This window comes from Cystobacter fuscus DSM 2262, from assembly GCF_000335475.2.
GTDB classification, from domain to species: domain Bacteria; phylum Myxococcota; class Myxococcia; order Myxococcales; family Myxococcaceae; genus Cystobacter; species Cystobacter fuscus.
Genome location: NZ_ANAH02000011.1, coordinates 270,904 through 294,543, shown reverse-complemented (window position 1 = coordinate 294,543; position 23,640 = coordinate 270,904). Strand labels below are relative to the sequence as shown.

Annotated in this window: 19 protein-coding genes; 7 read left to right on the top strand and 12 right to left on the bottom strand. The window is 67.9% G+C overall.

The genetic code is table 11. The annotated features are described in order from the left end of the window. Nucleotides 1-31: 31 nt before the first annotated feature. Nucleotides 32-1,003: an alpha/beta fold hydrolase gene (locus tag D187_RS50195; RefSeq protein WP_051256460.1), complete on the top strand. Its 972-nt coding sequence runs from the start codon at nucleotides 32-34 to the stop codon at nucleotides 1,001-1,003. Between the two features lie 3 nt (nucleotides 1,004-1,006). Here the strand turns inward: D187_RS50195 and D187_RS21500 are convergent, their stop codons facing one another. Then, nucleotides 1,007-1,390 (bottom strand): hypothetical protein, encoded by a 384-nt coding sequence (locus tag D187_RS21500; protein ID WP_002622690.1) that lies wholly within the window; start codon nucleotides 1,388-1,390, stop codon nucleotides 1,007-1,009. A 54-nt stretch (nucleotides 1,391-1,444) separates the two neighbouring features. Beyond that, nucleotides 1,445-2,050: an ATP-dependent Clp endopeptidase proteolytic subunit ClpP gene (clpP, locus tag D187_RS21495; protein WP_002622689.1), complete on the bottom strand. Its 606-nt coding sequence runs from the start codon at nucleotides 2,048-2,050 to the stop codon at nucleotides 1,445-1,447. 192 nt (nucleotides 2,051-2,242) lie between these two features. On the opposite strand from clpP, the gene D187_RS21490 reads away from it, so the two are divergent. Together D187_RS21490 and D187_RS21485 are read left to right on the top strand one after the other, a co-directional pair. Then, nucleotides 2,243-2,989, top strand: a complete 747-nt coding sequence (locus tag D187_RS21490; protein ID WP_002622688.1) for a hypothetical protein — start codon at nucleotides 2,243-2,245, stop codon at nucleotides 2,987-2,989. A 149-nt stretch (nucleotides 2,990-3,138) separates the two neighbouring features. Further along, the gene (locus D187_RS21485) at nucleotides 3,139-4,596 is read left to right on the top strand and encodes a glycoside hydrolase family 88 protein (RefSeq protein WP_002622686.1); all 1,458 of its coding nucleotides are present in this window, start codon (nucleotides 3,139-3,141) and stop codon (nucleotides 4,594-4,596) included. A 13-nt stretch (nucleotides 4,597-4,609) separates the two neighbouring features. Here the strand turns inward: D187_RS21485 and D187_RS21480 are convergent, their stop codons facing one another. Then, nucleotides 4,610-5,860: a right-handed parallel beta-helix repeat-containing protein gene (locus D187_RS21480; RefSeq protein WP_002622685.1), complete on the bottom strand. Its 1,251-nt coding sequence runs from the start codon at nucleotides 5,858-5,860 to the stop codon at nucleotides 4,610-4,612. A 158-nt stretch (nucleotides 5,861-6,018) separates the two neighbouring features. Next, on the bottom strand, nucleotides 6,019-7,416 hold the full coding sequence (gene fumC, locus D187_RS21475; protein ID WP_002622684.1) for a class II fumarate hydratase: 1,398 nt from the start codon (nucleotides 7,414-7,416) through the stop codon (nucleotides 6,019-6,021). Between the two features lie 90 nt (nucleotides 7,417-7,506). Between fumC and D187_RS21470 the strand changes: the two genes are divergently transcribed. Then, on the top strand, nucleotides 7,507-7,989 hold the full coding sequence (locus D187_RS21470; protein WP_002622683.1) for an MOSC domain-containing protein: 483 nt from the start codon (nucleotides 7,507-7,509) through the stop codon (nucleotides 7,987-7,989). Between the two features lie 3 nt (nucleotides 7,990-7,992). Here D187_RS21470 and D187_RS21465 read toward each other — a convergent pair whose 3' ends face one another. Beyond that, nucleotides 7,993-8,556, bottom strand: coding sequence for a Uma2 family endonuclease (locus D187_RS21465; protein WP_020918183.1), 564 nt, complete (start codon nucleotides 8,554-8,556; stop codon nucleotides 7,993-7,995). Between the two features lie 397 nt (nucleotides 8,557-8,953). On the opposite strand from D187_RS21465, the gene aceA reads away from it, so the two are divergent. Further along, entirely contained in the window at nucleotides 8,954-10,240 is a 1,287-nt protein-coding gene (gene aceA, locus D187_RS21460; RefSeq protein WP_002622681.1) for an isocitrate lyase, read from the top strand. A gap of 89 nt (nucleotides 10,241-10,329) precedes the next feature. Here the strand turns inward: aceA and D187_RS21455 are convergent, their stop codons facing one another. From D187_RS21455 to D187_RS21430, 7 genes are all read right to left on the bottom strand, one after another. Then, entirely contained in the window at nucleotides 10,330-13,551 is a 3,222-nt protein-coding gene (locus tag D187_RS21455; RefSeq protein WP_162159669.1) for an NACHT domain-containing protein, read from the bottom strand. 178 nt (nucleotides 13,552-13,729) lie between these two features. Then, complete coding sequence (locus D187_RS21450) at nucleotides 13,730-14,908, bottom strand: ATP-binding protein (RefSeq protein WP_162159667.1); 1,179 nt, start codon at nucleotides 14,906-14,908, stop codon at nucleotides 13,730-13,732. Between the two features lie 102 nt (nucleotides 14,909-15,010). Beyond that, on the bottom strand, nucleotides 15,011-15,484 hold the full coding sequence (locus D187_RS21445) for a hypothetical protein (protein WP_002622676.1): 474 nt from the start codon (nucleotides 15,482-15,484) through the stop codon (nucleotides 15,011-15,013). 3 nt (nucleotides 15,485-15,487) lie between these two features. Then, the gene (locus tag D187_RS21440; RefSeq protein WP_002622674.1) at nucleotides 15,488-16,345 is read right to left on the bottom strand and encodes a hypothetical protein; all 858 of its coding nucleotides are present in this window, start codon (nucleotides 16,343-16,345) and stop codon (nucleotides 15,488-15,490) included. Continuing rightward, on the bottom strand, nucleotides 16,342-17,619 hold the full coding sequence (locus D187_RS21435) for a multiheme c-type cytochrome (RefSeq protein WP_002622672.1): 1,278 nt from the start codon (nucleotides 17,617-17,619) through the stop codon (nucleotides 16,342-16,344). The genes D187_RS21440 and D187_RS21435 overlap by 4 nt, the downstream gene beginning before the upstream one ends. A gap of 96 nt (nucleotides 17,620-17,715) precedes the next feature. Continuing rightward, on the bottom strand, nucleotides 17,716-17,949 hold the full coding sequence (locus D187_RS57140) for a hypothetical protein (protein ID WP_211241556.1): 234 nt from the start codon (nucleotides 17,947-17,949) through the stop codon (nucleotides 17,716-17,718). Further along, nucleotides 17,873-20,452 (bottom strand): Dyp-type peroxidase, encoded by a 2,580-nt coding sequence (locus tag D187_RS21430; RefSeq protein ID WP_020918182.1) that lies wholly within the window; start codon nucleotides 20,450-20,452, stop codon nucleotides 17,873-17,875. Before D187_RS21430 ends, D187_RS57140 begins: the two co-directional genes overlap by 77 nt. Before the next feature lie 563 nt (nucleotides 20,453-21,015). Between D187_RS21430 and D187_RS21425 the strand changes: the two genes are divergently transcribed. Next, entirely contained in the window at nucleotides 21,016-23,154 is a 2,139-nt protein-coding gene (locus D187_RS21425; RefSeq protein WP_002622664.1) for a sensor histidine kinase, read from the top strand. Next, nucleotides 23,151-23,636, top strand: coding sequence for a response regulator (locus D187_RS21420; RefSeq protein ID WP_002622663.1), 486 nt, complete (start codon nucleotides 23,151-23,153; stop codon nucleotides 23,634-23,636). Before D187_RS21425 ends, D187_RS21420 begins: the two co-directional genes overlap by 4 nt. Nucleotides 23,637-23,640 lie beyond the last annotated feature (4 nt).

The following is a 23,640-nucleotide window of genomic DNA, read 5'->3' as shown; positions in this document are numbered from 1 at the left end:
ACGGCGGGGGAGGAAGTGCCAGATACGGTCCATGCGTTTCTCGCGTCTCGAAGTCCTTGGGTGGGCCCTCTTGTGTGCGCTGGTGGTCGCATGTACCCACCATGCCTCCTCCGGCGCTTCCCAGCCGCTCGACACGGGTGAGCACCAGCAGGTCGTCAATGGCGTGCGGCTGTACTACCGCGTGGCGGGCGAGGCACCCCGCCGGCAGGCGCCGGTGCTCTTCCTGCACGGAGGCCCTGGCTACAACAGCTACAGCTTCGCGCGGCTGATGGGCGCGCGACTGGAGAGGGGCCAGCGCATGGTGTACCTGGACCAGCGCGGCTGCGGCCGCTCCGAGCGTCCCTGGGACAACACCTACTCCCTGGAGGTGCTGCTGCGCGACCTGGAGGCGCTGCGGCAGGAGCTGGACGTGGAGCGCTGGGTGCTCATGGGCCACTCCTTCGGCGCCACGCTCGCCCTGGAATACGCGGCCCGCTACCCCGAGCGCGTGGTGGGCGTGGTGTACGTGAGCGGCATGTCGGACGCGGCCTTCTCCTTCGCCACCTGGAAGCAGGAGCTGGAGCGGCTGCACCCCGGGCGCATCGCGGTGACGGATCCGGCGGGCAGCGCGTCCGACTATGCCCAGGTGATGAAGGCCCTGCGCGGCCTGGATGCCCAGGCCTTCTTCAACCGGTTGCAGTTCCACGACGCCGTGTACCTGCAACAGCAGGAGGCGGTGGACATGGAGAGCGGCCTGCGCAACACGGGAGAGCTGTCACGCACCCTGTTCGCCACCGAGCTCACCCAGTACCGCTTCTCCCAGCCCGAGCGCGTCAGCGCGCCGGTGCTCGTCATCGGCGGCCGCCATGACTCCTCCATCGGCCTGCCCAGCCTCAAGGCCCTGGCGGCGTCCCTGCCCCGCGCCACCTTCCTCGAGTACGAGAAGAGCGGGCACTTCCCCTACCTGGAAGAGGCGGACCGCTTCGAGCAGGACGTGAAGGGCTTCCTGGGGTCGCTGCGCTGAGGCTCACCGGCCGGGGCCACCGCCCGTGTCGCCCGGGCCGCTGCCGCCCGTGGCCGTGTCGCCCAGCTCGGTGGCGCCCACCACCCGGCGCTGCTCCGCGTCGAACGACAGATCCAACAGCCGACCCGAGCCCCGGGGCGCGAGGCCGAAGCGGACCCGCCAGTAGTTGGGGCGCACTTGCGTGGCCTCGGCCACCTCCGACACCTCATAGCCCTGGGTGACGGCGTAGTCACGGCTGAGCCGGACGGCGTCGTCGTAGCCCACCTCCTGCTGGACGGTGGTGGGCATGTCCGGGACCATGCGGCGCTCGGGCGTGCGCACGGCACAGCCCGTGCCCAACAGGGCGGAGAACGACACGAGGGCGACGACGGAGCGAAGAGGGGCCATGACCGTTCAAAGGTGGACATGGCCCGCGCTCGCGGCGGGCCCCCCGCCCCCGCGCTAGCCCTTGGAGGGAGCGGGCGAGAGGATCTGCTTGGACACCACCTCGTCGATGAGGCCGTACTGCCGGGCCTCCTCGGCGCTCATGAAGTAGTCGCGCTCGGTGTCCTTCTCGATGCGCTCGATGTTGTGGCCGGTGTGCTTCACGAACAGGCCGTTGATGTACGAGCGCAGGCGGAGGATTTCCTTGGCCTGGATGTCGATGTCCGACGCCTGGCCCTGGGCGCCACCGAGCGGCTGGTGGATCATGATGCGCGAGTTGGGCAGCGCGTAGCGCTTGCCCGGCGACCCGGCGAGCAGCAGCAGCGCGCCCATGGAGGCCGCCTGCCCGATGCAGATGGTCGACACGGGGCACTTGACGTACTGCATCGTGTCGTAGATGGCCAGGCCCGCCGTCACCGAGCCTCCCGGCGAGTTGATGTAGAGGCTGATGCCCTTGTCGGGGTCCTCGGACTCGAGGAAGAGCAGCTGGGCGACGATGATGTTGGCCACATCATCATTCACCGGCGTGCCCAGCATGACGATGCGGTCCTTGAGGAGCCGACTGTAGAGATCGTAGGCGCGCTCACCCCGATGGGTGGTCTCGATGACGAGGGGAATGTTCATGGCGCTCCAACACTAATCCGCTCCGGTGCCGGACGCCCCAGCGTTCTTCGTGGACCGTGCGCCAGCCCACGCTCGGCCCCGCCGCCTCCCGGGCCGCTCGCCAGGCGGACAGGGAGAAATGGGGTGGAGACTGGCCGAAACCGCCCCCCGCACCCCATTTTCCGGTTTCCGCACCCCGAGGGGAGGCAGCGCATGGGTCTGTTGGGGGAAGTGATGGGAAAAGCCGTCGGCACCTTGTGGGGGCCTCCGTTCCGCGCCATCGCCGAGCGGCGTCACGCCCGCTCCCTGCATGCCGAGGGCATCTGCCTGCGCGCCGAGGTCCTCCCCCTGCTGGCCGGCCCCACCCTGCTGAGCGTGGGCCAGCGCCTGGCGGGCCCGGCCCTGGTGCGACTGTCCACCTCCATGTGGCGCAACGGCAAGGAGTGGCCGGACATCCTCGGAGCAGCGGTGCGCTTCCTGCGCCAGAACCACATCACCGAGGACGCCGTGCCCGGCGACCAGGACCTGCTCTTCAGCACCATGCGCCACATGTGGACGCTCGCCCCCGCGGTGCTCTCCACCCGGGTGCACGACTTCCTGGAGAACGACTACTACGGCATCGCGCCCTTCCGGGTCGAGGGCGTGGGCCGGGTGAAGTTGCGGCTCACCTCGCCGCGTGACGCCGCGCCGCGCCAGGGCTCGCGGGTGGAGCGGCTCCGGGAAGCCATGAGCACCGGCACCGCCGTGCTCACCTTCGAGGCGCGCTCGCTGGACTCGAACGCGCCCCACACCTGGCGGCCCCTGGCGGAGATCTTCCTGCGAGAGGAAGTCACCCTGGACCCGGAGCGCCTGCGCTTCAGCCCCTTCCGTGACGGACTCGGCATCACCCCCACCGGCTTCTTGCACAACATGCGCCGCTCGGCCTACCAGCAGAGCCAGGTGGGCCGCACCGAGCACTGAGGCGCCCCGCCTCGAGCCGGCTGTTCACGTCGCATCAAAGCGGACCCCCCGGGGCCTGCCCTCGACAGGCCCGCCCTCCCGCTCGGCCGCCATCGTCCCCACGCTTCGGCACCAACGGGCCGGAAGTCCCGATGGGGAGGACGACGCACATGGCGAGCCGACACCGAGAACCCCTCCTGACCAGGCTTCTCGCGCTGGGCGTGGGCCTGCTGGGGATGACGTCCGCCCACGCCTTCGATGACGCGGCGGCGGACCGGGCGCTCGCGTTCTCCCGACGGCAACTGGAGCGCACCGCCACCGGGCTCTCCGCCGACACGACGCGCTCGCCCAAGAGCAGTCTCGGCGGCTCCTGGAGGCTCGTCGAGCACACCGACAAGGTGGGCTGGACCCAGGGCTTCTTCCCGGGCGCGCTCTGGTACGTGTACGAGTCGGGGCGCGAGCGCGTCTGGCGGGAGCGGGCGGACGCCTGGACCCGGCCCCTGGAGGTCCAGAAGACCAACACGGCGACGCACGACCTGGGCTTCAAGCTCATGCCCAGCTTCGGCCACGCGTACCGGCTGACGGGGGACCCCTTCTACCGGGACGTGCTGCTCACGGCGGCGGGCTCGCTCGCCACCCGCTTCCACCCCACGGTGGGAGTCATCGACTGCTGCGACTGGAACGACCCGCCCTGGCACGTGGCCCTGGTCACCGACACGCTGGTGGACCTGGAGCTGCTCTTCTGGGCCGCGCGCCATGGAGGAGACCCCCGGTGGAACGACCAGGCGCTGCGCCACGCGCTCAAGACGCTCGAGCACATGGTGCGCGCGGACGGCGGCACCTTCCACGTGGTGGACTACGACGACACGGGCCGCATCCTCTTCCGCGGCACCTTCCAGGGCTACTCCGACGGCTCCACCTGGGCGCGGGGTCAAGCGTGGGCCATCTACGGCTTCACCATGGCCTACCGCTACACGCGCGACCCGCGCCTGCTCGAGGGCGCACGCAAGGTCACCGAGTACTACCTCGCCCATCTGCCCGCGGACTCGGTGCCGCCCTGGGACTTCGACGCCCCCGCGGACCAGCGGCAGAAGGACTCCTCGGCCGCCGCCATCACCGCTTCCGCGCTCCTGGAGTTGAGCACGTATGTCGGAGAGCCCGCCGCCGGGCGCTATCGCGGCGCGGCCCTGGCGATGCTCGACCACCTCGCCTCCCCCGCCTACCTCGCCGAGGGCACCTCCTCTCCCGGCATCCTCCTGCACGGCGTGGCCTTCTACCGCACGCCCATCAAGCCCCAGGGAGACGACATCGACGCGAGCCTCATCTACGGCGACTACTACTTCATCGAGGCGCTCCAGCGCTTCAAGCAGTCCTCCCCGGGCATGCCCCCGGATGCGGGGACGCCGCCCGACGCGGGCACGCCCCCTGATGCGGGGACGCCGCCCGACGTGGGTTCCCCGGACGCGGGCTCCCCGCCGGAGCAGCGACCACCCGGCCCACCGGAGCCCGGCGATGGGGAGCCTCCCACCCGGGAAGGAGGCTGCGCCGCGGCGCCCGGCGCGCTGCTCACGGTGCTGGCCTTGTGGCCCTGGCTCGCGCGCGCCCGGCGGAGGCCGTCCACCCGATGAAGGACCGGCGTCGTCAGCCCTCCAGGAGGGAGTCCTCATCCAGACGCGTGAACCGCTGCCACTCGGTGAGTCCGTGCGTCTGCCCCAGGACTCCCGCGTCGAACAGGCCCCCACAGGAGTAACGGTTGAGATTCATCTGGAGTCCCGGCCGATCCAGCCCCAGCCGGACGAGCCGGGCGGCGATCATCGTGTTCCCCAACACCTCGACGCCACGGCTGATGCCGTCGCCCCCCTCGCCGAGGCTCACCGCGAAGCCTCCCGTCCGCCCGATGGTGTTGTGGATGAGCTGCACATCGCTGGCGTTGCTCACGCGGATGCCGACGGCGTCATTGTTCCGGGCACGCTCGAGGGAGATGTCACGAATGGTGTTGTCGCGCACCACGACCCGGCTGGGGTCCGGCATGCCCTCGTCCTTCAAGCCGCCCACGCAGATGCCTCCCCCCGCCTCGGAGATGAGGTTGTGCTCGATGAGCACGTTCCAGGCCGAGTAGTGGACGAGGATGGCATCCCCTCCGCGCCAACCGCCTTCGCAGCAGCGGAAGTCGCGCATGCGGTTGCCGCGCACGGTGATCTCATGGCTCGTCTTGATGCTCACCGCGCACCCCTGGGCCGACTCAAGGGTGTTGTCCTCGATGAGCACGCCCCGGGCGGGCCGCGTCCGCCCGTCATCCGGCTGGAGGCACTGCACCGCGTCTCCCGAGGTGTCGTGGATGTGATTGCCGCGCAGGGTGATGCCCTGGGAGGTGGCGTGAATCACCACGCCGTGGCAATCCTGACCGGCCTGCTCCCGGTGGAAGTCATGGATGTGGTTGTTCTCGATGAGGACGCCGCTCGCCCCCTCGCGGGTGGAGATGCCACTGCCCGTCCCGCCGTGCACGTCGCAGTGAGACAGGCACGACCCCTGGGTGGTGTGACTGAAGCTGACGGCGCAGGCACTGCTCCCGCCCATGTCCAGCTCGAGGCCCTCGATGCGCCAGTGGGGCAGCCGCACCTGGACCAGGGGGTGCTCGGGCTTGCTGGCGCGCAGCTTCGGCATGCCCTCGCCGCGCAGGATGATGGGTGCCTCCGGGGTGCCCGCCCGGGCCAGGCTCTTGCCCAGCACGAGGTGCTCCTCATAGGTGCCCGCCCGGATCAGGATGACATCACCGGGGCTCGCGACGCGCAGCGCCTCGCGGATGCTGGCGAAGGGACGGGAGGAGGAGCCGTCATTCGTGTCCGATACGCCAGGACCCCTGGGACTCACGAACCACCTCGTCTTGATCATGTCTTCCCTCTCTGGGCATGGAGCGCCCCCGCGCCGTGCATGGCGCTCTCTCGGAAGAGGGCGCCAGGCGTGGGCGTGACGGCGGTGGAGGCCCCGGGGTCGGAGCCCCCCCTGCAACCCAGGCGAGAGGACAGGAGGCCGCGAGTGGCGGAGGGGGCCTACAGGTTGCCGGTCATCTTCTCCGGGCGCACCCACTGATCGAACTGCTCGGCGGTGAGCAGGCCCAGCTCCACCGCGGTCTCCTTGAGCGTCTTGCCCTCCTTGTGGGCCTTCTTGGCGATCTTCGCCGCGTTGTCGTAGCCGATGTGCGGGTTGAGCGCGGTGACGAGCATCAACGAGCGCTCCAGGTTCTCCTGGAGCCGGGGCAGGTTGGGCTCGATGCCCACCGCGCAGTGCAACCGGAAGCTGCGCATGCCATCGGCGAGCAGGCGGCAGCTCTGCAGGAAGTTGTGGATGATGAGCGGCTTGAAGACGTTGAGCTCGAAGTTGCCGGACGCGCCGCCCAGGGAGATGGCCACGTCGTTGCCCATGACCTGGGCGCACAGCATGGTGAGCGCCTCGGACTGGGTGGGGTTGACCTTGCCGGGCATGATGGAGCTGCCCGGCTCGTTCTCCGGGATGGTGATCTCCCCGATGCCCGAGCGCGGCCCCGACGCGAGCCAGCGCACGTCGTTGGCGATCTTGAAGAGCGCGGCGGCCAGGCCCTTGAGCGCGCCGTGCGCGTGCACCAGCGCGTCATTGGCCGCGAGCGCCTCGAACTTGTTGGGCGCGGTGACGAAGGGGTGGCCGGTGAGGCGGGCGAGTTCCTGGGCCACGCGCTCGGCGAAGCCCTTGGGGGCGTTGAGGCCAGTGCCCACGGCGGTGCCTCCGAGCGCCAGCTCCGACAGGTGCGGCAGCGCGGCCTCCAGGTGCTTGCGCGCCTGCTCGAGCTGGGCCACGTAGCCGCTGAACTCCTGACCGAGCGTGAGCGGCGTGGCGTCCTGCAGGTGGGTGCGGCCAATCTTCACGATGTCCCGGAAGCGCTCGGCGCGCTCGGCGAGCACGTCGCGCAGGGCGATGAGCTCGGGGAGCACGTTGCGCACCACGGCCTCGGCCGCGGCCACGCTCATGGCGGTGGGGAAGACGTCGTTGGAGCTCTGCCCCTTGTTGACGTCGTCATTGGGATGCACCCGGCGCGCCTCGCCGCGCTCGCCGCCCATCAGCTCGGAGGCGCGGTTGGCCAGCACCTCGTTGACGTTCATGTTCGTCTGGGTGCCGCTGCCCGTCTGCCAGACGATGAGGGGGAACTCCTCGTCATGCTGGCCGTCGAGCACCTCGTTGGCGGCCTTCACGATGGCCTCGCCCCTGTCGCGGGGCAGCGAGCCATTCTCCTGGTTGACGATCGCGGCGGCCTTCTTCACCAGCACCAGGGCGCGGATGAGGGCCAGGGGCATGCGCTCGGTGGAGATGGCGAAGTTCTGCCGGCTGCGCTGCGTCTGGGCGCCCCACAAGCGGTCGGCCGGCACCTCGATGGGGCCGAAGGTGTCCTTCTCGATGCGAACCTTGTCTTGACTCATGAATGGCTGCCTCCTCGGAAGCGGTGCGATAACACCGTGGATGCCCGTGCGTGTTGCGGCGGCGCGCGGAGCGGCACAGGATTGCGGGAAGTGGACACTCCTTCCGGCACCATCCGCGCCCTGCTGCTCGCCCAGGAGCGGGGAACTCCCATGAAGCGCGTCCCCGAGGCCCAGGCGGTGGAGGGCCGGGGCTTCGTGGGAGACCGTCACGGCAAGAAGAAGCCCAACGGCAAGCGCCAGTTGCTGCTGCTGGACGCCTCCTCCTCGGAGGCCCTGCGGCTGTCGGTGGGCGAACTGAAGGAGAACGTGGTCCTCTCCGGCGTCCCGCTGGAGTCGCTGCCCGCGGGCCAGCGGCTGGCGCTCGGCGGCGAGGTGGTGGTGGAGCTGACCGAGCCGTGCGTGCCGTGCTCGAAGCTGGAGCGCCTCCGCCCCGGCCTGCTCAAGGAGTCCTGGGGCCAGCGCGGCCAGCTCGCCCGGGTGCTGCGCGGAGGCACGGTGCGCGAGGGCGATGAAGTGCGCCTGCTCGACGTCAACCCGGACGCGCCCCGCCCCATCCGTCCCAAGCTGCCCTGAGACTCAGCGCGCCCAGAGCGCGCCCAGTTCCAGTTCCAAGGCCTCGAAGGGCTCCGCGCGCACCCGCGCCTCGCCCACGTGCGTGCCCAGGACGAACCAGCCCCCGTGCTCCCGCCGGTACACCTCCAGCGTCTGGAGCACCGGATCCACGAGCCACAGGTGACCGACGCCCTCGCGGGCATACACCGCCATCTTCCGGGCCCGGTCCAGTGCGGCCGTGGACGGGGAGAGCACCTCGCAGACCCAATCCGGCGCGAGGGTGAAGGCCGCCACCTGGGGCATCTCGGGCATCCGCTGCCGACGCCAGCCCGTGATGTCCGGCACCACGATGTCCTGACCCAGGTGCAGCTCCGGCGCATCCAGGAGGAGCCAGCCACCCGGTCCCCCTCTTCCTCGATCAAATGGGCCCGTCAGCTCGCTGCCCAGCAAGGATGCCGCCCGAGCGTGCGGAAAGGCCGGACGGGGGCTCACGTACAGCTCGCCGCCGACGATCTCACCCAGGACGTTGGGCGGAAGCTTCTCCAGCGCCGCATACAGCGCCTCCCGCCGCGAGCGCGGATCCTCCATGGATTCAGGATGCAATGGCCTCTCTGGTGACACGGGCGCTCCCCTCCCCTGCCTCGCGTATTCCGGATGCATGCGCCCATCATGCACCTGACCTCTGACGTCATGTCGCAACCCTGGACGTGAAGCACCACTCCGCTCCCCTGTGAGGCAGCCCGTCCCCCGAGTTCCGCCTCCTGGTCGGTGGATTTACAGTTTTAATGCCCGTCCTGTTGACAGCCCTACATCCCCGTCAATTGCTCCGGGGTGGGCTTCCCTTTCACTCGGGGGAGGCGCACATTCTGACGCGCTGCGCATTTTACAACGCACCACGACAAGGGTCTTGGCCTGAAGGACAGGGGGACTCTTCACCCGTGGTCTTCGCTGTCCCACCGCTCGCAGAGCAAGACAGGAGCCCGACATGTACGACGCCCTGACGATGAAGAACGACGCCTCGCCCCACGCCCGGCTCCACGCCCAGCGTTTCGAGGGCATCAAGCGCACCTACTCGGAAGCGGACGTGGAGAAGCTGCGCGGCTCCATTCGCGTCACCCACACCCTGGCCGAGCTGGGTTCCCGTCGGCTGTGGGAGCTGTTGCACACCCAGGACTTCGTGGCCGCGCTCGGCGCGCTCACGGGCAACCAGGCGGTGCAGATGGTGCGCGCGGGCCTCCAGGCCATCTACCTGTCGGGCTGGCAGGTGGCCGCCGACGCCAACACCGCCGGGCAGATGTACCCGGACCAGAGCCTCTACCCGGTGGACAGCGTGCCCAACGTGGTGCGCCGCATCAACGCCGCCCTGCGCCGCGCGGATCAGATCGACCACTCCGAGGGCAAGAAGGACACGTACTGGTTCGCCCCCATCATCGCGGACGCGGAGGCCGGCTTCGGCGGGCCGCTCAACGCCTATGAATTGATGAAGGCGATGATCGAGGCGGGCGCCGCGGGCGTGCACTTCGAGGATCAGCTCGCCAGCGAGAAGAAGTGCGGCCACATGGGCGGCAAGGTGCTGGTGCCGACGAGCCAGTTCATCCGCACGCTCACGGCGGCGCGGCTGGCGGCGGATGTGATGGGCGTGTCCACGCTGCTGGTGGCGCGCACGGACGCCGACAGCGCCAAGCTGCTCATGAGCGACGCGGACGAGTACGACCATGCCTTCATCGACCGCAAGGCGGCCCGCACCGCCGAGGGCTTCTACCAGCTGCGCGGGGGCGTGGACTGCGCCATCGCCCGGGGCCTGGCCTACGCGCCGTACGCGGACCTCATCTGGTGCGAGACGAGCACCCCGGACCTCAAGCAGGCGAAGAAGTTCGCCGAGGGCATCCACGCGAAGTACCCCGGCAAGCTGCTCGCGTACAACTGCTCGCCGTCGTTCAACTGGAAGAAGCACCTGGACGACGCGACCATCGCGAAGTTCCAGCGCGAGCTGGGGGCCATGGGCTACAAGTTCCAGTTCGTCACCCTGGCGGGCTTCCACGCGCTCAACCACGGCATGTACGAGCTGGCGCGCCAGTACAAGGACCGCGGCATGGCGGCCTACTCCGAGTTGCAGCAGAAGGAGTTCGCCTCGGAGAAGGACGGCTACACCGCCACGCGCCACCAGCGCGAGGTGGGCACCGGCTACTTCGACAAGGTCGCCGAGGTCATCTCCGGCGGTTGCGCCAGCACGCTCGCCCTGAACGACTCCACCGAGGCGCACCAGTTCTGAGCCGGGCCGGCCGGATGGGGAGCAGTTCCTCCCCATCCGGCACGAGCGCCTTCTGGCGCGTGGGGGCAAGCGCACCGAAGGCAGATCCGTCAGGCGGGGTCATCGCGGTCTTCCTGGCCAAGACGCTCCAGTATTTTCATGAGCCGATCCCGATGCCGCCTCACTGCCCGCCGCATCTCCTCCGGAGAGGAGATGTTCAGCCCTAACGCCTCCGCCAGCTTCTCGGTGGAGTATTCCCCGCTCAAGATCAATCGAAGGCTGGCGAGATCCCTCTCGCTCAGCCGCTTCGACAGCCGGTCCACCGCGCGAGACGCCTCCACGGCGTTCTCCAAGATGTCCTTCGGAGAAGGCTGCCCGAGTTCGACAACGCTCGCGAAGTTCTCCTCCCGCAAGCGTCGCCAGACCCCTGACTTGAGCTGGTCCTGCACCCGGTGCTTCGCCGCCCTCGTGAGATAGGTCACCAGACGACTCTTCGCGGGATCGTACCGCTCGGGCTCCGCTAGATACGAGAGGAGCACATCAAAGACGGCCGCATGGGCCGTTTCCGCGTCGCACTTCAGGTCATGCCGCAGAAAGCTTTCGATCTGGCTTGTGAAAGACTGGAAGAGATCGGTCAGGATCAAGGGGTCCCTTTGAAGGGCCCGGCCGTGCAAATCCTTCTCCTCATCTACCCGAGGACCCTTTTGCAGTGAGGGAGAGAGGGCAAGGTTCGATGCGATGAACTCTTCGAGTTCTTCCGCGTGAGCGTGGACCTCTTCCGGGAAGTGCTCTCGTGCCATGGCGAGGAGAAAAAACGACTCCTCTCGCACCCCCTCATCTTCATGAGAAAGACCTCTGCGGATGGCATGCCGAACAACCCTGGATTGGGCCGTATTGAGGGTCCTTGATTGAAGGTTTTTTACGTGCAAGGCCCTGATGATTTGTATGACGGGCCTCAGCACCTCTACTCGAGAGCTGTTCAGCAGCAGGTCGAGCATCTCGTCACGTCTGTATTGGTCGTGAGACGAAATGAATCCCGCCAATGCGGAACTACGGACTCTGGGCTCCTGGTCATCGACCAGCAAGGAGAGCGTTTCCCAATCCATTGGGTCGCCACCCATGATGATGCCCCTGGCGACATGAACTCTGACCGCACTGCTCCGCGCCTTCGCGGCCATTTGAAGAGCCTTGCGCGAGCGCTCGCCACGAAGAATTCCTAGCGCGAGAATGACCTTCCCCTGCGCGGAATCCTCATGCGTGGAGAGGTTGTTCAGCAGTTCATCCAGGATCCGTTCCGCGAACTCTGTCAGGGCCAATTCACCCAGCAAGGGCAGCGCGACCGACTCTGGCACGGATTGGTTCCACGCCACCACGGCCCTGGCGATCTCCGATTGTAGGGAGGGAGGCAGGATGTCGCCAGCTTCGCTGGCCAGTAGCGCCGCGAGGTAGACCTGCTTCCTCTCGGGAGAAGCCGGATGTTGCTGGGAGCCGAGTGCCTCATGGAGCAAGACCTGCCGGACAAACCGCTGCGTGGCCTGGGCCCTTTTCTGGATGAGCGCCATGTAGCCCACGCCCAATCGGATGACTTCCTCCCAACGAGGCTCGAAAAGGTGCTCGAAGGCGACGGACTCGAAGCTCTCCGCCGAAAGCAGCCCCACGGCGGTGAAGAACTCCTGGAAGGTCAGGTGGAGAAAACCCCACTGGCCCGCTCCGCGCTCCAGCAGGATCTGCACTTCCCGGCCCGCGCGATCCAGGAACTCCCTCGCGGAGCGTTCCGCTTCGGAGGGCTCCACGCCTATCCGTTCCTGGATGGACTGGGAGAGGACGCGAATGACGAAGTCCTCGGGAGCCACTCCCGTGGGCCAGTCCAGATGCAGCCGCAGCGCGAGTTCCCCGAGGATGGGGATGGCCTCTTCCTCGTAACGGATGTCCCGGGTGGACGTTCCACTCGCGACGACCCGGCGGGCCTGCCCCCATGTTTCGCACAGGGTCCGCGCGAAGATCTCATATGCCTGCACCCGGTGACGAGGCAGGCGCCCCTCTGCCCGGTGAATCAAGGCCAGGGAGGATAAGAGGAAGGGATTGCGAGCGAGTTCCCTCAAGCGGGAACTGGCGAAGAGCGCTTCCAGGAGCCGCTCCGCATCCTGGTCGGCTCCCGCCTCGTCCGGCACTCCCTCGTTCTCCCACTGGCGGCAGGCACGCGTGAAGGCTCGGACATAGCGGCGGATCTGTTCGTCCTCGAAGCCGCCGAGTTCCACTTCCACGCCCTCGGGAAGAGCGAAACCGGAGTAACCCACCCGACGAGCAGAAACAACGAAGCGGTTGCTGGGATAGCGGGCGCAGAAGGACTCGAGCCAGCGCAGGACACCACTTCGCTCCTCGCTCTGGATCTCATCGAGCCCATCGAGCAGGAGCAGGCACTCGCCCGCCTCCAGCGATCCTTCGAGGAAGGGCCTCAGTTCCGCCTCGTCTCCCACGCCACGGTCCTGAAGGTAGACCACGAGCGCGTGGAGGACGGAGCAATCCGCTCCCAGCCGGGAGCGGAACTGGGCCAACCGGCCGACGCTGACCAGCACGGGAAGCAGCCGCTCCGCGGTGCCCATCTGCTCGGCCCAGGAGAGCGGTCCCTCAGCGGCGAGCACCGCCAGCCAGCGCAATACCGTGGTCTTCCCCGAACCGGGGTCTCCGAGCACCACCAGCGCCCGGTGTCTCCGCACGAGCCTCGCCAGCGATTCGAGCGGAGTGGCGACCTCTTGCCTCTCGACGTCTGGCGACGGGGTCGCATGAGCCCAATTCGGGCCTCGTTCAACGAGGCGCCGAGCCTCGAGTGGGATGAAGACCTCGCGAATATCCAGACTGGGGGGCTGCTTCTTCTGGAGCGGAAAGCCAACGTAGCGCAGCCGGCGGACTTCAGGGCTGTCGACGTACCGACGGAAGGACTGCCAGTGTTTCGCATCCGCGAGGGGCCCGAAAATCCCGGGAGTCGTTTTCGCGGCCAGACTCGCGGGAAAGACATACGTGACCAGCCCATCGCGGACCCATGTACCCAGGGGAGCGAAGCGCCGCCGCTCGGTGTCCGTCAGGGCCAGGTACACGTCTTCCGTGATGGCGATTCCCTGAGCGGGTGTGGCACGTGCCAGCTCTTCGCACCGGGAGACCTCCCGGGGCGCCAGTTGCTCCATGTCCGGGGTCCAGTCGACCCGGGAGGCGTGCACCGCGAGCCTGACGGTCATCGACAGGTCCACCATGGCGCGCTCCCGGATGGCCTCCGCGGCCGAGAGCGCATTCATGATGGCCGCGTGCGGCTCATCTGCCTGGACGAGCAACAGCACGTCGTTCTCGCGCCAGCGCAGGGGCTGGGCCGCGCCGAGCTTGTCGGCGACGTACTCGACCCCCGCGATGTAGCGATCTCGCTGTTGAAGCGAGTCCTCCGCCACGTCTTCCCGCACCACCTGGACGAAGGCGAGCAGGAGTGGAGTGCCCTCGGGCGTGCCCTCCCACCAGGGCGTTTCAGGCATGGCCGCCTTCCCCAGCCAGTCGGAGCACGACGCGGAAATGGCCGTTGCCCACACTGAACTCGGGGGGCGGCAGCTTGCGCGCCTTCATCTGGCGAATCATCTCCGGAACACCCATGCCCAGGTTCTCGCGGCGGCGCGCCCGGGCAAGCAGCCCCGCCAGGACGGGGTTGCGGCGCTGGCTGATGCCACCGATCCGGATGCCATCGAGCGTGAGTTTGTTGAGCAATTCCCCCGGATTCACGATCTCCACCCGGTCGTCGAAGACGTAGATGCGCACCTGCGACGCCGCCCGGTAATCACGATGGGCCACGGCATTGAGCACGGCCTCGCGTAGGACCTTCTCGGGCAAGCCCTCCTCGATCCGTTCCAGTCCCTCCACATGCGAGGGCGAGCGCACGTTCTTCTTGAGGAAGGTCACCGCGTCCTCGACCTGGTCGAACAGCCTGCCCGTCATCTCCTTCCGATCGACGAAGTCGGACGTCAACTCCGTGCCCTTGAACAGCACGGCCGAGATGCGTGCGTCCAGGAACCTGCGCTGGGGCTCCCGTCCGAAGAGCAGCATGCCGGTGACAGTCGGCGTTCCCGTGGCATCCAGGCACTGCAGGGCCGAGAGCAGCTGCCGCCCACTCGCCTCATCGGGCTCATCGTAGAGGATGGCGAGGAAGACGCGGATCGCCTCGGGGTCCAGATCCTCGAAACGGGAGCCGGCCACGGGCTCCTCGTCGAAGTGGTAGTCGGCCGACTGGAGCAGGCGGATCAGCTCGTCACGCCGGGCTTCCCGGGACTGGTTCGCATCGCGGACGTAGTACTTGCCCGCCACGTGGTACGGACGCTCGGCGCTGAAGCGGGGGACCTCCACGACCAGAAGTGATTGACCGTGGAACTCCAGTTTCTGGAAGGTGCAGGTGAGCGGAGGCTGGATGCCTTGATGACAGATGTTGCTCACCTGGAGCATCAGCTTGTCCACCTGTTGAGGAGTCCCGGCACCACTCACCGTCCCGTCATCCTCCACGCCGAGGAACAGGAGGCCACCCTTGGTGTTCGCCATCGCGGTGATGGCCTTGGCGATGTCCTTCGGGTCCACCTGGTAGTTGTTCACCACGGTGCTCTTGAACTCGGTGACGGTGTCCTCACCCAGTTTCAACCGCTGCTCCAACTCCTCGAAAGTCATGGTGGGGGGCATCTTGCCCTGCCCGCCTATTCGACGACAGCGCGCAGTGCAGCATCCGTCGTCCCCTTCCCACTTCCGCGTCGGCCTTCCACGGGCCGGGCCTCAGTCCCCCCGGGCGGGATTCAGGCGCTCGTCATACGGCCGGGAGCCAGAGGGCTCCGCCGAGACGAACGCGAGCTTCGTCCACCCCTTCTGGTTGGACTTGAGCCGGGCGATGACGCGATAGCAGGTGATGGCCGTCCTCTTGGAGAACTCCTCGCCATTCTTCGCATTCATCGCCGTGGCCGTCGCCTGGGGCACGTCCTCGACCTCGACCGTCCCGACAACTCCCGTGCGCGCGCGGATCGCCGGATCCTTGGGATCGCACGGCTCGGCGTAGATGAGGCCGGGCGAGTCCGCGAGCACTCCCGCGGGTGCCACGTGCAGCTCGAGGACCCGGCCGGGCCGCGCCTTGCGCAGCTCCGTGAAGCTCTTCACCTGGACGGGAGCCTCGTCCTTCTTCGGCGCGTCGGCGCCCACCGGCACCGCGCCCAGCAGGCACACTCCCACCACCATACAGCGCAGCAGCCTGGACATCGCTCAGCCCTCCTTGGAGGCGTGAGCGAGCGAGCCTACTCCAAGCGAGCCCTGGGACTGGGAGGCGCCGCGTAACAGGCCCCACATGCCAATGGCCGCGAGCACGGAGATGTCCGCGAAAAGCAGGGGGGCGAAGATGGGCGCGCCGAAGATGAGCTGATCCCACAGCGGCACGTTCGTGTTCCGCAGGTTGGCGAGCACGTGCAGCGCGAAGCCGAGCACCCCCACCGCCGACTGCACCCCCATCATCCCCAGGGTGAGCCACAGGAAGCCGCGCGCCGGACGCAGCATCGCCACCAGCAGGAAGCTGGTGCCGAAGGCGGCCGTCACCACGGGTATCCACTCCGTCGCGGAGAAGAAGCCATTCTGCGCGTGGTCCAGCAGTGACAGCCCCAGGTTGCCCACGCTGCCGCCCAGCGCGAGCATCACCACCCAGCTCGCCCACGCGGGGCCCGTCGGCTCCTCCATGCGGTCGAGCAACACCAGCAGCCCCAGCCCCACGTAGGAGAGCGGGGCCACGAAGGGCGCGGTGTAGACGAGATCGTGCAGCGATTGGCGCTCGAAGAAGGCGCTGTGCAGGTGCAGGATCATCCCGACCACCCCCACGCCGATGGAGCCCAACGCCACGGCCACGTCCACCGCCCGGGTGCGCGCCCATAGCCGCTCGGAGACCAGTCCGGGCAGCAGCAGCAGCGGCGCCACGATCGAGAAGGCGACGGGCACCCACTCCGCGGCGAGGGCGAAGTCATTGGCCGCGTGCGCGAGCAGGATGTCCACGCCGAGGAAGGCCAGGTTGCCCAAGGCGAATGCACGCGCCGCGAGGAAGGGCGTCACGGCGCCGAGCCGCTCCCGGAGCGTCATTGCCTGGCATCCCCCGGCATCACCGGTCCGGAGCCACCCTTGCCCTTGGCGCGCAGCTCCTCGGCCATGGTGTCCAGCTCGTTGCGCAGCCGCGCCAGCTCGTAGTTGCCGTGCCACTGCACGAAGTCCGCGCCGCCCATGTAGGCGCCGTGCTTGGCCGTGCGGCCGAAGTAATGCCAGAGGTCGAACTCGACGAACTCGATGGGTTCATTGAAGGGCTTGTCATCGAGCAGCCCCTCCTTGCGCAACGCGGCCACCACGGCCTGGGCGCCATTCACCTTCTCATTGGTGCTCAGCAACACCTTCTCCGCGATGGCGTAGAAGTTCTCCACCTGGGTGTGCGCGTGGCACTTCAGGCACACCTCCTTCATCTGCAGCTCACCCGAGTTGCCCTCGGGGCGGCGCGTGGAGACGGGCGCGAAGAGGAACCAGGCCAGACGCTCGCCCGGGTTGTGCGTCACCTTCAGGCCCTCCAGTCCGCTCATGTGACAGGTGGTGCAGGTGGGCGCGGGCATGTCCACCGTCGTCAACTGCTTGGGATGGGCGTTCAGGTTGAAGCGATCCCGCTGCGCGGTGAAGATCACGCCGTGCTTGGACTCCTCGAAGATCTCGATCTGCGAGTGGTCCGGTCCCATGTGGCACTGGCCGCAGGTGCGCGGCTCGCGCGCGAGCGCCACGGAGGAGGAGTGCCGGGAGTGGCACTCGGTACAGGTGCCGAAGGAGCCGTCCGCGTTGGGCTTGCCAATATCGTGGCACGCGTCGCAGCCGCCGACCGTCGCCGCCTCTCCTTCCAGCACTCCCACGGGGTGGGCCGGGCGCTTGATCCACCCGGGATGGAAGCGCTCGCCCAGTTCGATCTGCTCCGGCGAGAAGCCCTGCGTTCCCCGCACCGCCGCCCAGGAGGGCCCCGCGTGCCGGCTGCGCGCGAACTGCTCGTATTCGGTGGCGTGGCACTGGGCGCAGTTCTTCGCGGTGAGGGAGCGCGCCATCGTGAAGCCACGGTGCTCCATGGGCTCCTGGCCCTCCACCGGCTTGTGGCAGTCCAAACAATTGACGCCCCGCTCCGCGTGGCGGCTGCGCTCGAACTGGTGCACCACGGCGGAGGTCTCCCGCGCGTGGCACTCGGCGCACTTGCCCGTGGCACGCACCAGATCCGCGCTGGGCTGCGCCGTCTCCACCGAGGGGCGTCTGGAATTGACCAACAGCGCGGCGACGATGATCGCCGTGCCCAACAGCACGGCGATGAACACGGACTTGAAGCTCACCGAGGGCATGTCACTCCTGCACATGAAAAGGGGGGGAGGCTCGCCACTCAACGCAAACGAGTCCCAGTTAAGGGACTCGCGAACAAAGGGCAAGCCCCATCCACATCACTTCGGCGTGGCGGCGTCACTGAGCGGGCGCCGTTGGTGATGCGCCTGATGAGCAGGATACATGGCCACGAAGAACTCGGACCAGCCGCCCATGCGCACGCGCAGCAGGTTGTACTTCTCCGGATCCTCGGCGGCCCCGGCGAAGGTCTCCGGATTAGCGCAGGTGATGGTCAGGATGTTGGCGCCCTGACCCTGGGCGAACCGGTGGAGCACCTGCTCGAGCGAGGCCACGGGGAAGTCCTCGCGGATGTTGAAGTCCGTGGGCGCCCCGCTGGTGAAGGCGTCCGCGCCCGGGCCGGTGAAGATGCGCGCGGGCCCTGCGAGCGTGCTGACGAAGGGCTCGTCCATCTTGTAGCCCCAGTCGCACAGGAGTGCCTGCACCAGCTCGGGCAGGGACGGTGCCGCCCACGGTCACCTGTTGGATCCACTGGTTGTTGGCGGCCCCTTGCGGGTAGTTGCCGCTGGCGCCGCCCATGGCGAGGTTGCCGTAGGGCTGGTGGTCCTCGACGAACTGCCGGTTGAGCTGCACCTTCTCGCCCACCTTGAGCCAGAAGCAGTCGATGATCTCCTGGGCCTGCTCGGCGTCGAGGTGTCCGGCGGCGAGATCCTTCTCGTAGAAGGGGTAGAGCATCTGGTCGAGCCGGCCGATGGCGGTGGGCTCGCCGATGAGGTGCAGGCAGACGTGCAGGGTGAAGATGAGCTGGGCGGCCTCGAGCAGGGTGCGGGGACGCTCCGTCACCAGCGAGGTCATCCGGGTGGCGATGGCCAGCAGGTTGCGCCGCTCGAGGCTGCCTTCCCGGAAGGACTCCGACTCCTTCTTCGCGAGCCGCGCGTAGGCCCGGCAGTAGTCCTGGACACCTTCGAGCGCGAGCAGGGCCGCCTCGTAGAACGAGCGCTTCTTCGGATCGCTCTCCCGATCTCTCCGGCCCTTCACGTCGACCGCGAGCCCCTCGAGGCCCAGGTCCAGGGCGCGTTGGAAGCCGGGCACCAGGTGGCCCACGCCCGAGGCATGGCCCAAGCCGGCGAAGAAGTTGCCGATCTCCTCGTCCTTCCGGGCGTAGTCGATGACGTAGCGGCCCTGGCCGAGGCCCAGGTTGGGCAGGGCGCCCACGATGAGCTCATGGGCGTTCAGGGTGTAGGTGTCGGCGCCGTTGTACCAGTTGCCATACGCATCTCGGCGGCGGCCCCGGAAGCCATACTCGTCACTCGTGAAGACATCCCCCAGGCTCACCTTGATGGTCCAGCCCATGCGCTCCATGACGGGCAGGGCCATCACCTCCCGGGCCTTCTCCGGGCCGTACTTCTCCGCGACATAGGCACACAGGTGCTTGAGCTCGCGCTGGGCGCGGTCGAAATACCAGTTGTCCTGCCAACGGGAGAAGGCGGTGCCCAGCAGTTGGAGGACCCGGGGCGAGGGAGGCTGGTACTTCTCGCGCTCGGCGGCCGACAGGGTGGACATCCGGAACAGGTAGTCCCGGTGGTTGTAATACATATACCCGTTGGACGAGCGCAGCTCGTAGTGCCGGTCCAGGCGGTTCCAGTTCACGCCCGGGAAGCGCTTCCAGTCCGTCTCCTCGAGCGAGCGCACCGGCACGGCCTCGAGTCCGAGCTCGCGCTGGTTGGGAATGTAATAGAAGCCGCCCAGGTCAGCGCGCATCTCGCACAGGAGCCGGTCGCGCATGAACCCGCTCCTGCCGCCGATCTGGCTGTCCATGATGGACTCCAGCACACGCACGCTGCGGGCATAACCCGCGAAGTAGATGCCCGCCTCGTCGCGCTTGCTGGCGCCCCGGGCGATGAGTTCCTGGTTGTGTTCCAGATGCGTCTCACCGAAGGGCAGTCCCAGCCGGAGCACCTGCAAGGTGTTGCCCTGGGCGTCCTGCACCCGGGCGCACCGGATGTGGCTGCGCTCGTCGCGCGAGGGAATGATGATGTCGTCGGTGGTGCGGCCCACCAGGTCCTCGATCTGCTGGGGGCTCAGGTGGAGCAGATTCTCCCAATTGATGAGGAAGCGCTGGGCGACCACGAACGAGGCGCCGATGCGCTCGGGATCCTCGGAGCCCACCAGGGTCTGATCCTGGAGGGTGAGGGGATCCGTCGGATTGTTGAGGTTCTCGGAGAAGCGGCAGCCGAGCACCTTGCCGCCCTTGCCATCCGGATGCAGGGACTTGCTGTGGGCTTCCTGGTGATCCGTGGGCCCGGCGCGCAGGCACTGCTCCTGGTCCACCAGGCGCTCGCGGATGAAGGCGAAGACCTGGGGGCAGTGCTCCGGGTTGTCGGACTTGATGTGGAACCAGAGGTCTGCCTGCGAATCGACGAACGTTCCGTTGGAGCGGGAGAAGACCGTCGAGCGGTAGCTCCCCCCTTCCGCTTCCGGGAAGAGGAAGCGCATCCCCTCCGGGAGCGCCGTGCCCTCCTGAGCGCACCATTCCTGCCAGAGCTTGAAGCCCACGCCCACGATGGCGGTGGTATTGGCACTCGGCCACCGCTCATGGATGGCCGCGCGCACGTCCTTCATCAACTGCTGGAGGATCGCCTTGGTCAGCGGCCTGCCCTGCGGCTGGCGGAAGAAGGTGGCGAACAGCGCGTGCGGAGAGGGATAGATGAGGCCGCGCTGCACGGACTCCCAGATCCGATGCTGCTGCTGATTGCCTTCCCGCGTGGACAGCAGTTCGGCGCTCCGCGGCGCGCTGGAGACAGACACCTGCGCTGGCGTGGCTGACGACTGATTCATGGGACGACCCCCCGGCTGGAGACAACCCCGGAGATATCATCCCAGCGCGGGCGATTCTACACCCGGAGTCACTTTCGTTTCATCTCCGGGTGAACTCCAAGCCACATCACGAGCGCGGGAAGGACAAGCCCGCCCCTCCCCTCGGAGGGCCAGCGGTACCTCGGCGGCCCGCCATGGGGGCGACGCGGCGCGGCAACCTCGCACACGGAAGACGGGCGGGGAGACGTCTGCCCATTGTTCCGGCTCCCTCCCAGGCGAGCTGGAATGCCATGCGTCCAGGCTTTGTACCCGTTTGTCTCCCCACGAACACACCTGCTCCCAGAACAGCGGAGCAAAGGGAATCACGACCGGACAGAGATCAGCGGGACGCGGTGATTCCGTACGCATGCGAAATTCGTCGGTGATAATGTCAACCACGCCACGAGGCGTTCCGCTGGACGATCCCCCAACGGGGCTCCATCGCGTTGAGCACACAGTCCCGCCCCTGGCACCGCAGAGCGACTCCTTTCATGCCGCACACGACTCCACCCCGCGCCCCCCTTGCCCGATCGGCGCTCATCAAGATGGGCGCACGCATCGCGGTGGTCATCGTCCTCTCCACGCTCTTCAGCTACCTGCACATGTTCCACACCCTGCGCACCGAGGCGCTGGAGACATTGGAGCGGCACGTGGCGGAGCGCGCCACCCGGGAGGAAGCCATCTTCCAGCTCGCCGAGGACAACCACGCCGCCTTCAATCGGGCCCTGGCGGAGCGCATCCGCTCGCTCTCCCAGGAAGAGGCGAACGCCCGCTTCGAGCGCCTGTTCGTTCGTCTCCCCGACGGCAGCATCCGCAACCGTCCCGAGGGCTTCGACGGCACGCGCCAGGTGGGGCTGTTCGTTCCCCGGTACGTTCCCATGGACGACTGGATGCGCCGCCGGATCGTGGCCGGGTACGAGGTGCTCGGCCAGTACGGGCCCGCCTTCCTCGTGCGCTTCAAGGACACCTTCCTCACCCTGCCCGAGCAACCGGGCCTCATCTACTGGCCCGAGCGCCCCACCTACAGCCAGGAGGCCCCGGCGGATGCCTCGGTGGCCGAAGCGGAGTACTTCGTCGGCAGCAAGCCCGAGAACAACCCGCGGCGGGAGACGCGCTGGACCAGCGTCTACAAAGAGGCCGTCAGCGGCAAATGGGTGACCGTGGCCACCACGCCCCTGGACATGGATGGCCAGTATGTCGCGTCCATCAGCCACGACATCCTGCTCGAGGAGCTGATGGCCCGCACCCTCGGTGACCACCTGTCCTCCGCGTACAACGTCATCTTCCGCGAGGACGGCCAGATCATCGCCCATCCCGAGCTGGATCTGAAACGCGCCCCCGGGCAGAGCAACGCCGAGGCGCAGCAGGCCCACCTGCGCGGCATCCTCGAGCACCTGAAGAGCGCGGGAGCCGGGCAGGGCGCGTTCGCGCTGCCAGGGTATGGCGAGTATGTCGCCGTGGCACGCATGCGGGGCACCGGATGGTACTTCGCCACGATCCAACCCGAGCACGTGGTGACCCAGGGCGCCCTGCGCGCGGCGCGCATCGTGCTGCTGCTCGGTGTGCTGTCGCTGGTGCTCGAGCTGGCCATCGCGTACTGGGTCCTGCGCGAGCGGATCACCCGTCCCCTGCTTGGCTTCACCCAGGCCACGGCGCGCATCGCGGCGGGCGAATTCAAGGTCGAGCTGGACATCCAGCGCCAGGATGAGCTGGGACAGCTCGCCCGGGCCTTCCGCGTCATGGCCGATCGCATCCAGCACCGCGAGGAGGAGCTGCGCCTGGCCAATGAAGGGCTGGAGCAGCGGGTGGAAGAGCGCACCCGGGAGCTGAAGGACGTCCACCAGCAGCTCGTCCAGACGGCACGGCGCACGGGCATGGCGGAGATCGCCACCAACGTCTTGCACAACGTGGGCAACGTGCTCAACAGCGTCTACACCTCGTCCCAGGTCGCCAAGGAGCGCGTGACGGAGATGCGCCTGGAGCAGGTGACCCGGGTCGCCACCATGCTCCAGGAGCGCCAGTCCGACCTCGCCTCCTTCCTCCAGGACGAGCGGGGACGCCACCTGCTGCCCTTCTTGAACAAGCTCGGCCAGAACCTGGTGGACGAGCGCCGGGAGGTCATCTCCCTGCTCGATGACGTGGGCCGCTACTCCGAGCACATCGGGGAGATCGTCAAGGTGCAGCAGGACTACGCCCGGCTGCCCAGGATGCGCGAGCCCGTCCTGCTGGATCAGCTGGTGGAGGACTCGCTGCGCATCAACTCCGCGGGGCTGTCGCGGCACCAGGTGAAGCTGGATCGGCGGCTGGAGACCCTGCCGCCGGTGCTCACCGACAAGCACAAGCTGTTGATGATCCTGGTGAACCTCGTCAGCAACGCCAAGTACGCCATGGACCACGTGCCCACGAACGAGCGGCTCCTCCGCCTCGAGCTGGAACGTGCCACCCACGATCGCGTCCGCATCGAGCTGCATGACAATGGGATCGGCATCGCCCCGGAGATGCTCACCCGCATCTTCCAGTTCGGCTTCACCACCCGTGCGGAGGGACACGGCTTCGGGTTGCACTCCAGCGCCCTGGCGGCCCAGGAGCTGGGGGGAACCCTGACGGTCCACAGCGACGGCCCCGGCAAGGGCGCCACCTTCACGCTGGAAATCCCTTATCATCCTGCTCAGGAGGGGACATGAGCACGCACGAGAGCAAGCGGCGGATTCTCGTCATCGACGACTCCGAGGCCATCCACCTGGATTTCCGCCGGATCCTGCAGGAAGAGCCACCCCGGAGCCGGGACGAACTCGACCAGTTGGAAGAAGCCCTCTTCGGCGCGACGAACTCGCGCGACGCCGATGCCGACAAGCCGGCGTTCGAGGTGGATTCCGCCTTCCAGGGACAGGAGGGCCTCGCCAAGGTCAAGGAAGCCATGGCGGCCGGCCGCCCCTACGAGATGGCCTTCCTCGACTACCGGATGCCGCCCGGCTGGAATGGCGCCGAGACCCTCCGGCGCCTGCGGCAGGTGGCCCCCTCGCTGCGGGTGGTGCTCTGCTCGGCCTACTCCGACTACTCCTGGGCACAGGTCATCCAGGAGTTCGGTGACTCCCACCTGCTCAGGGAGCTGCGCAAGCCCTTCAACCGCCAGGCGGTGCGCCACCTGGCCCTCAGCAGCGCGTGAAGCA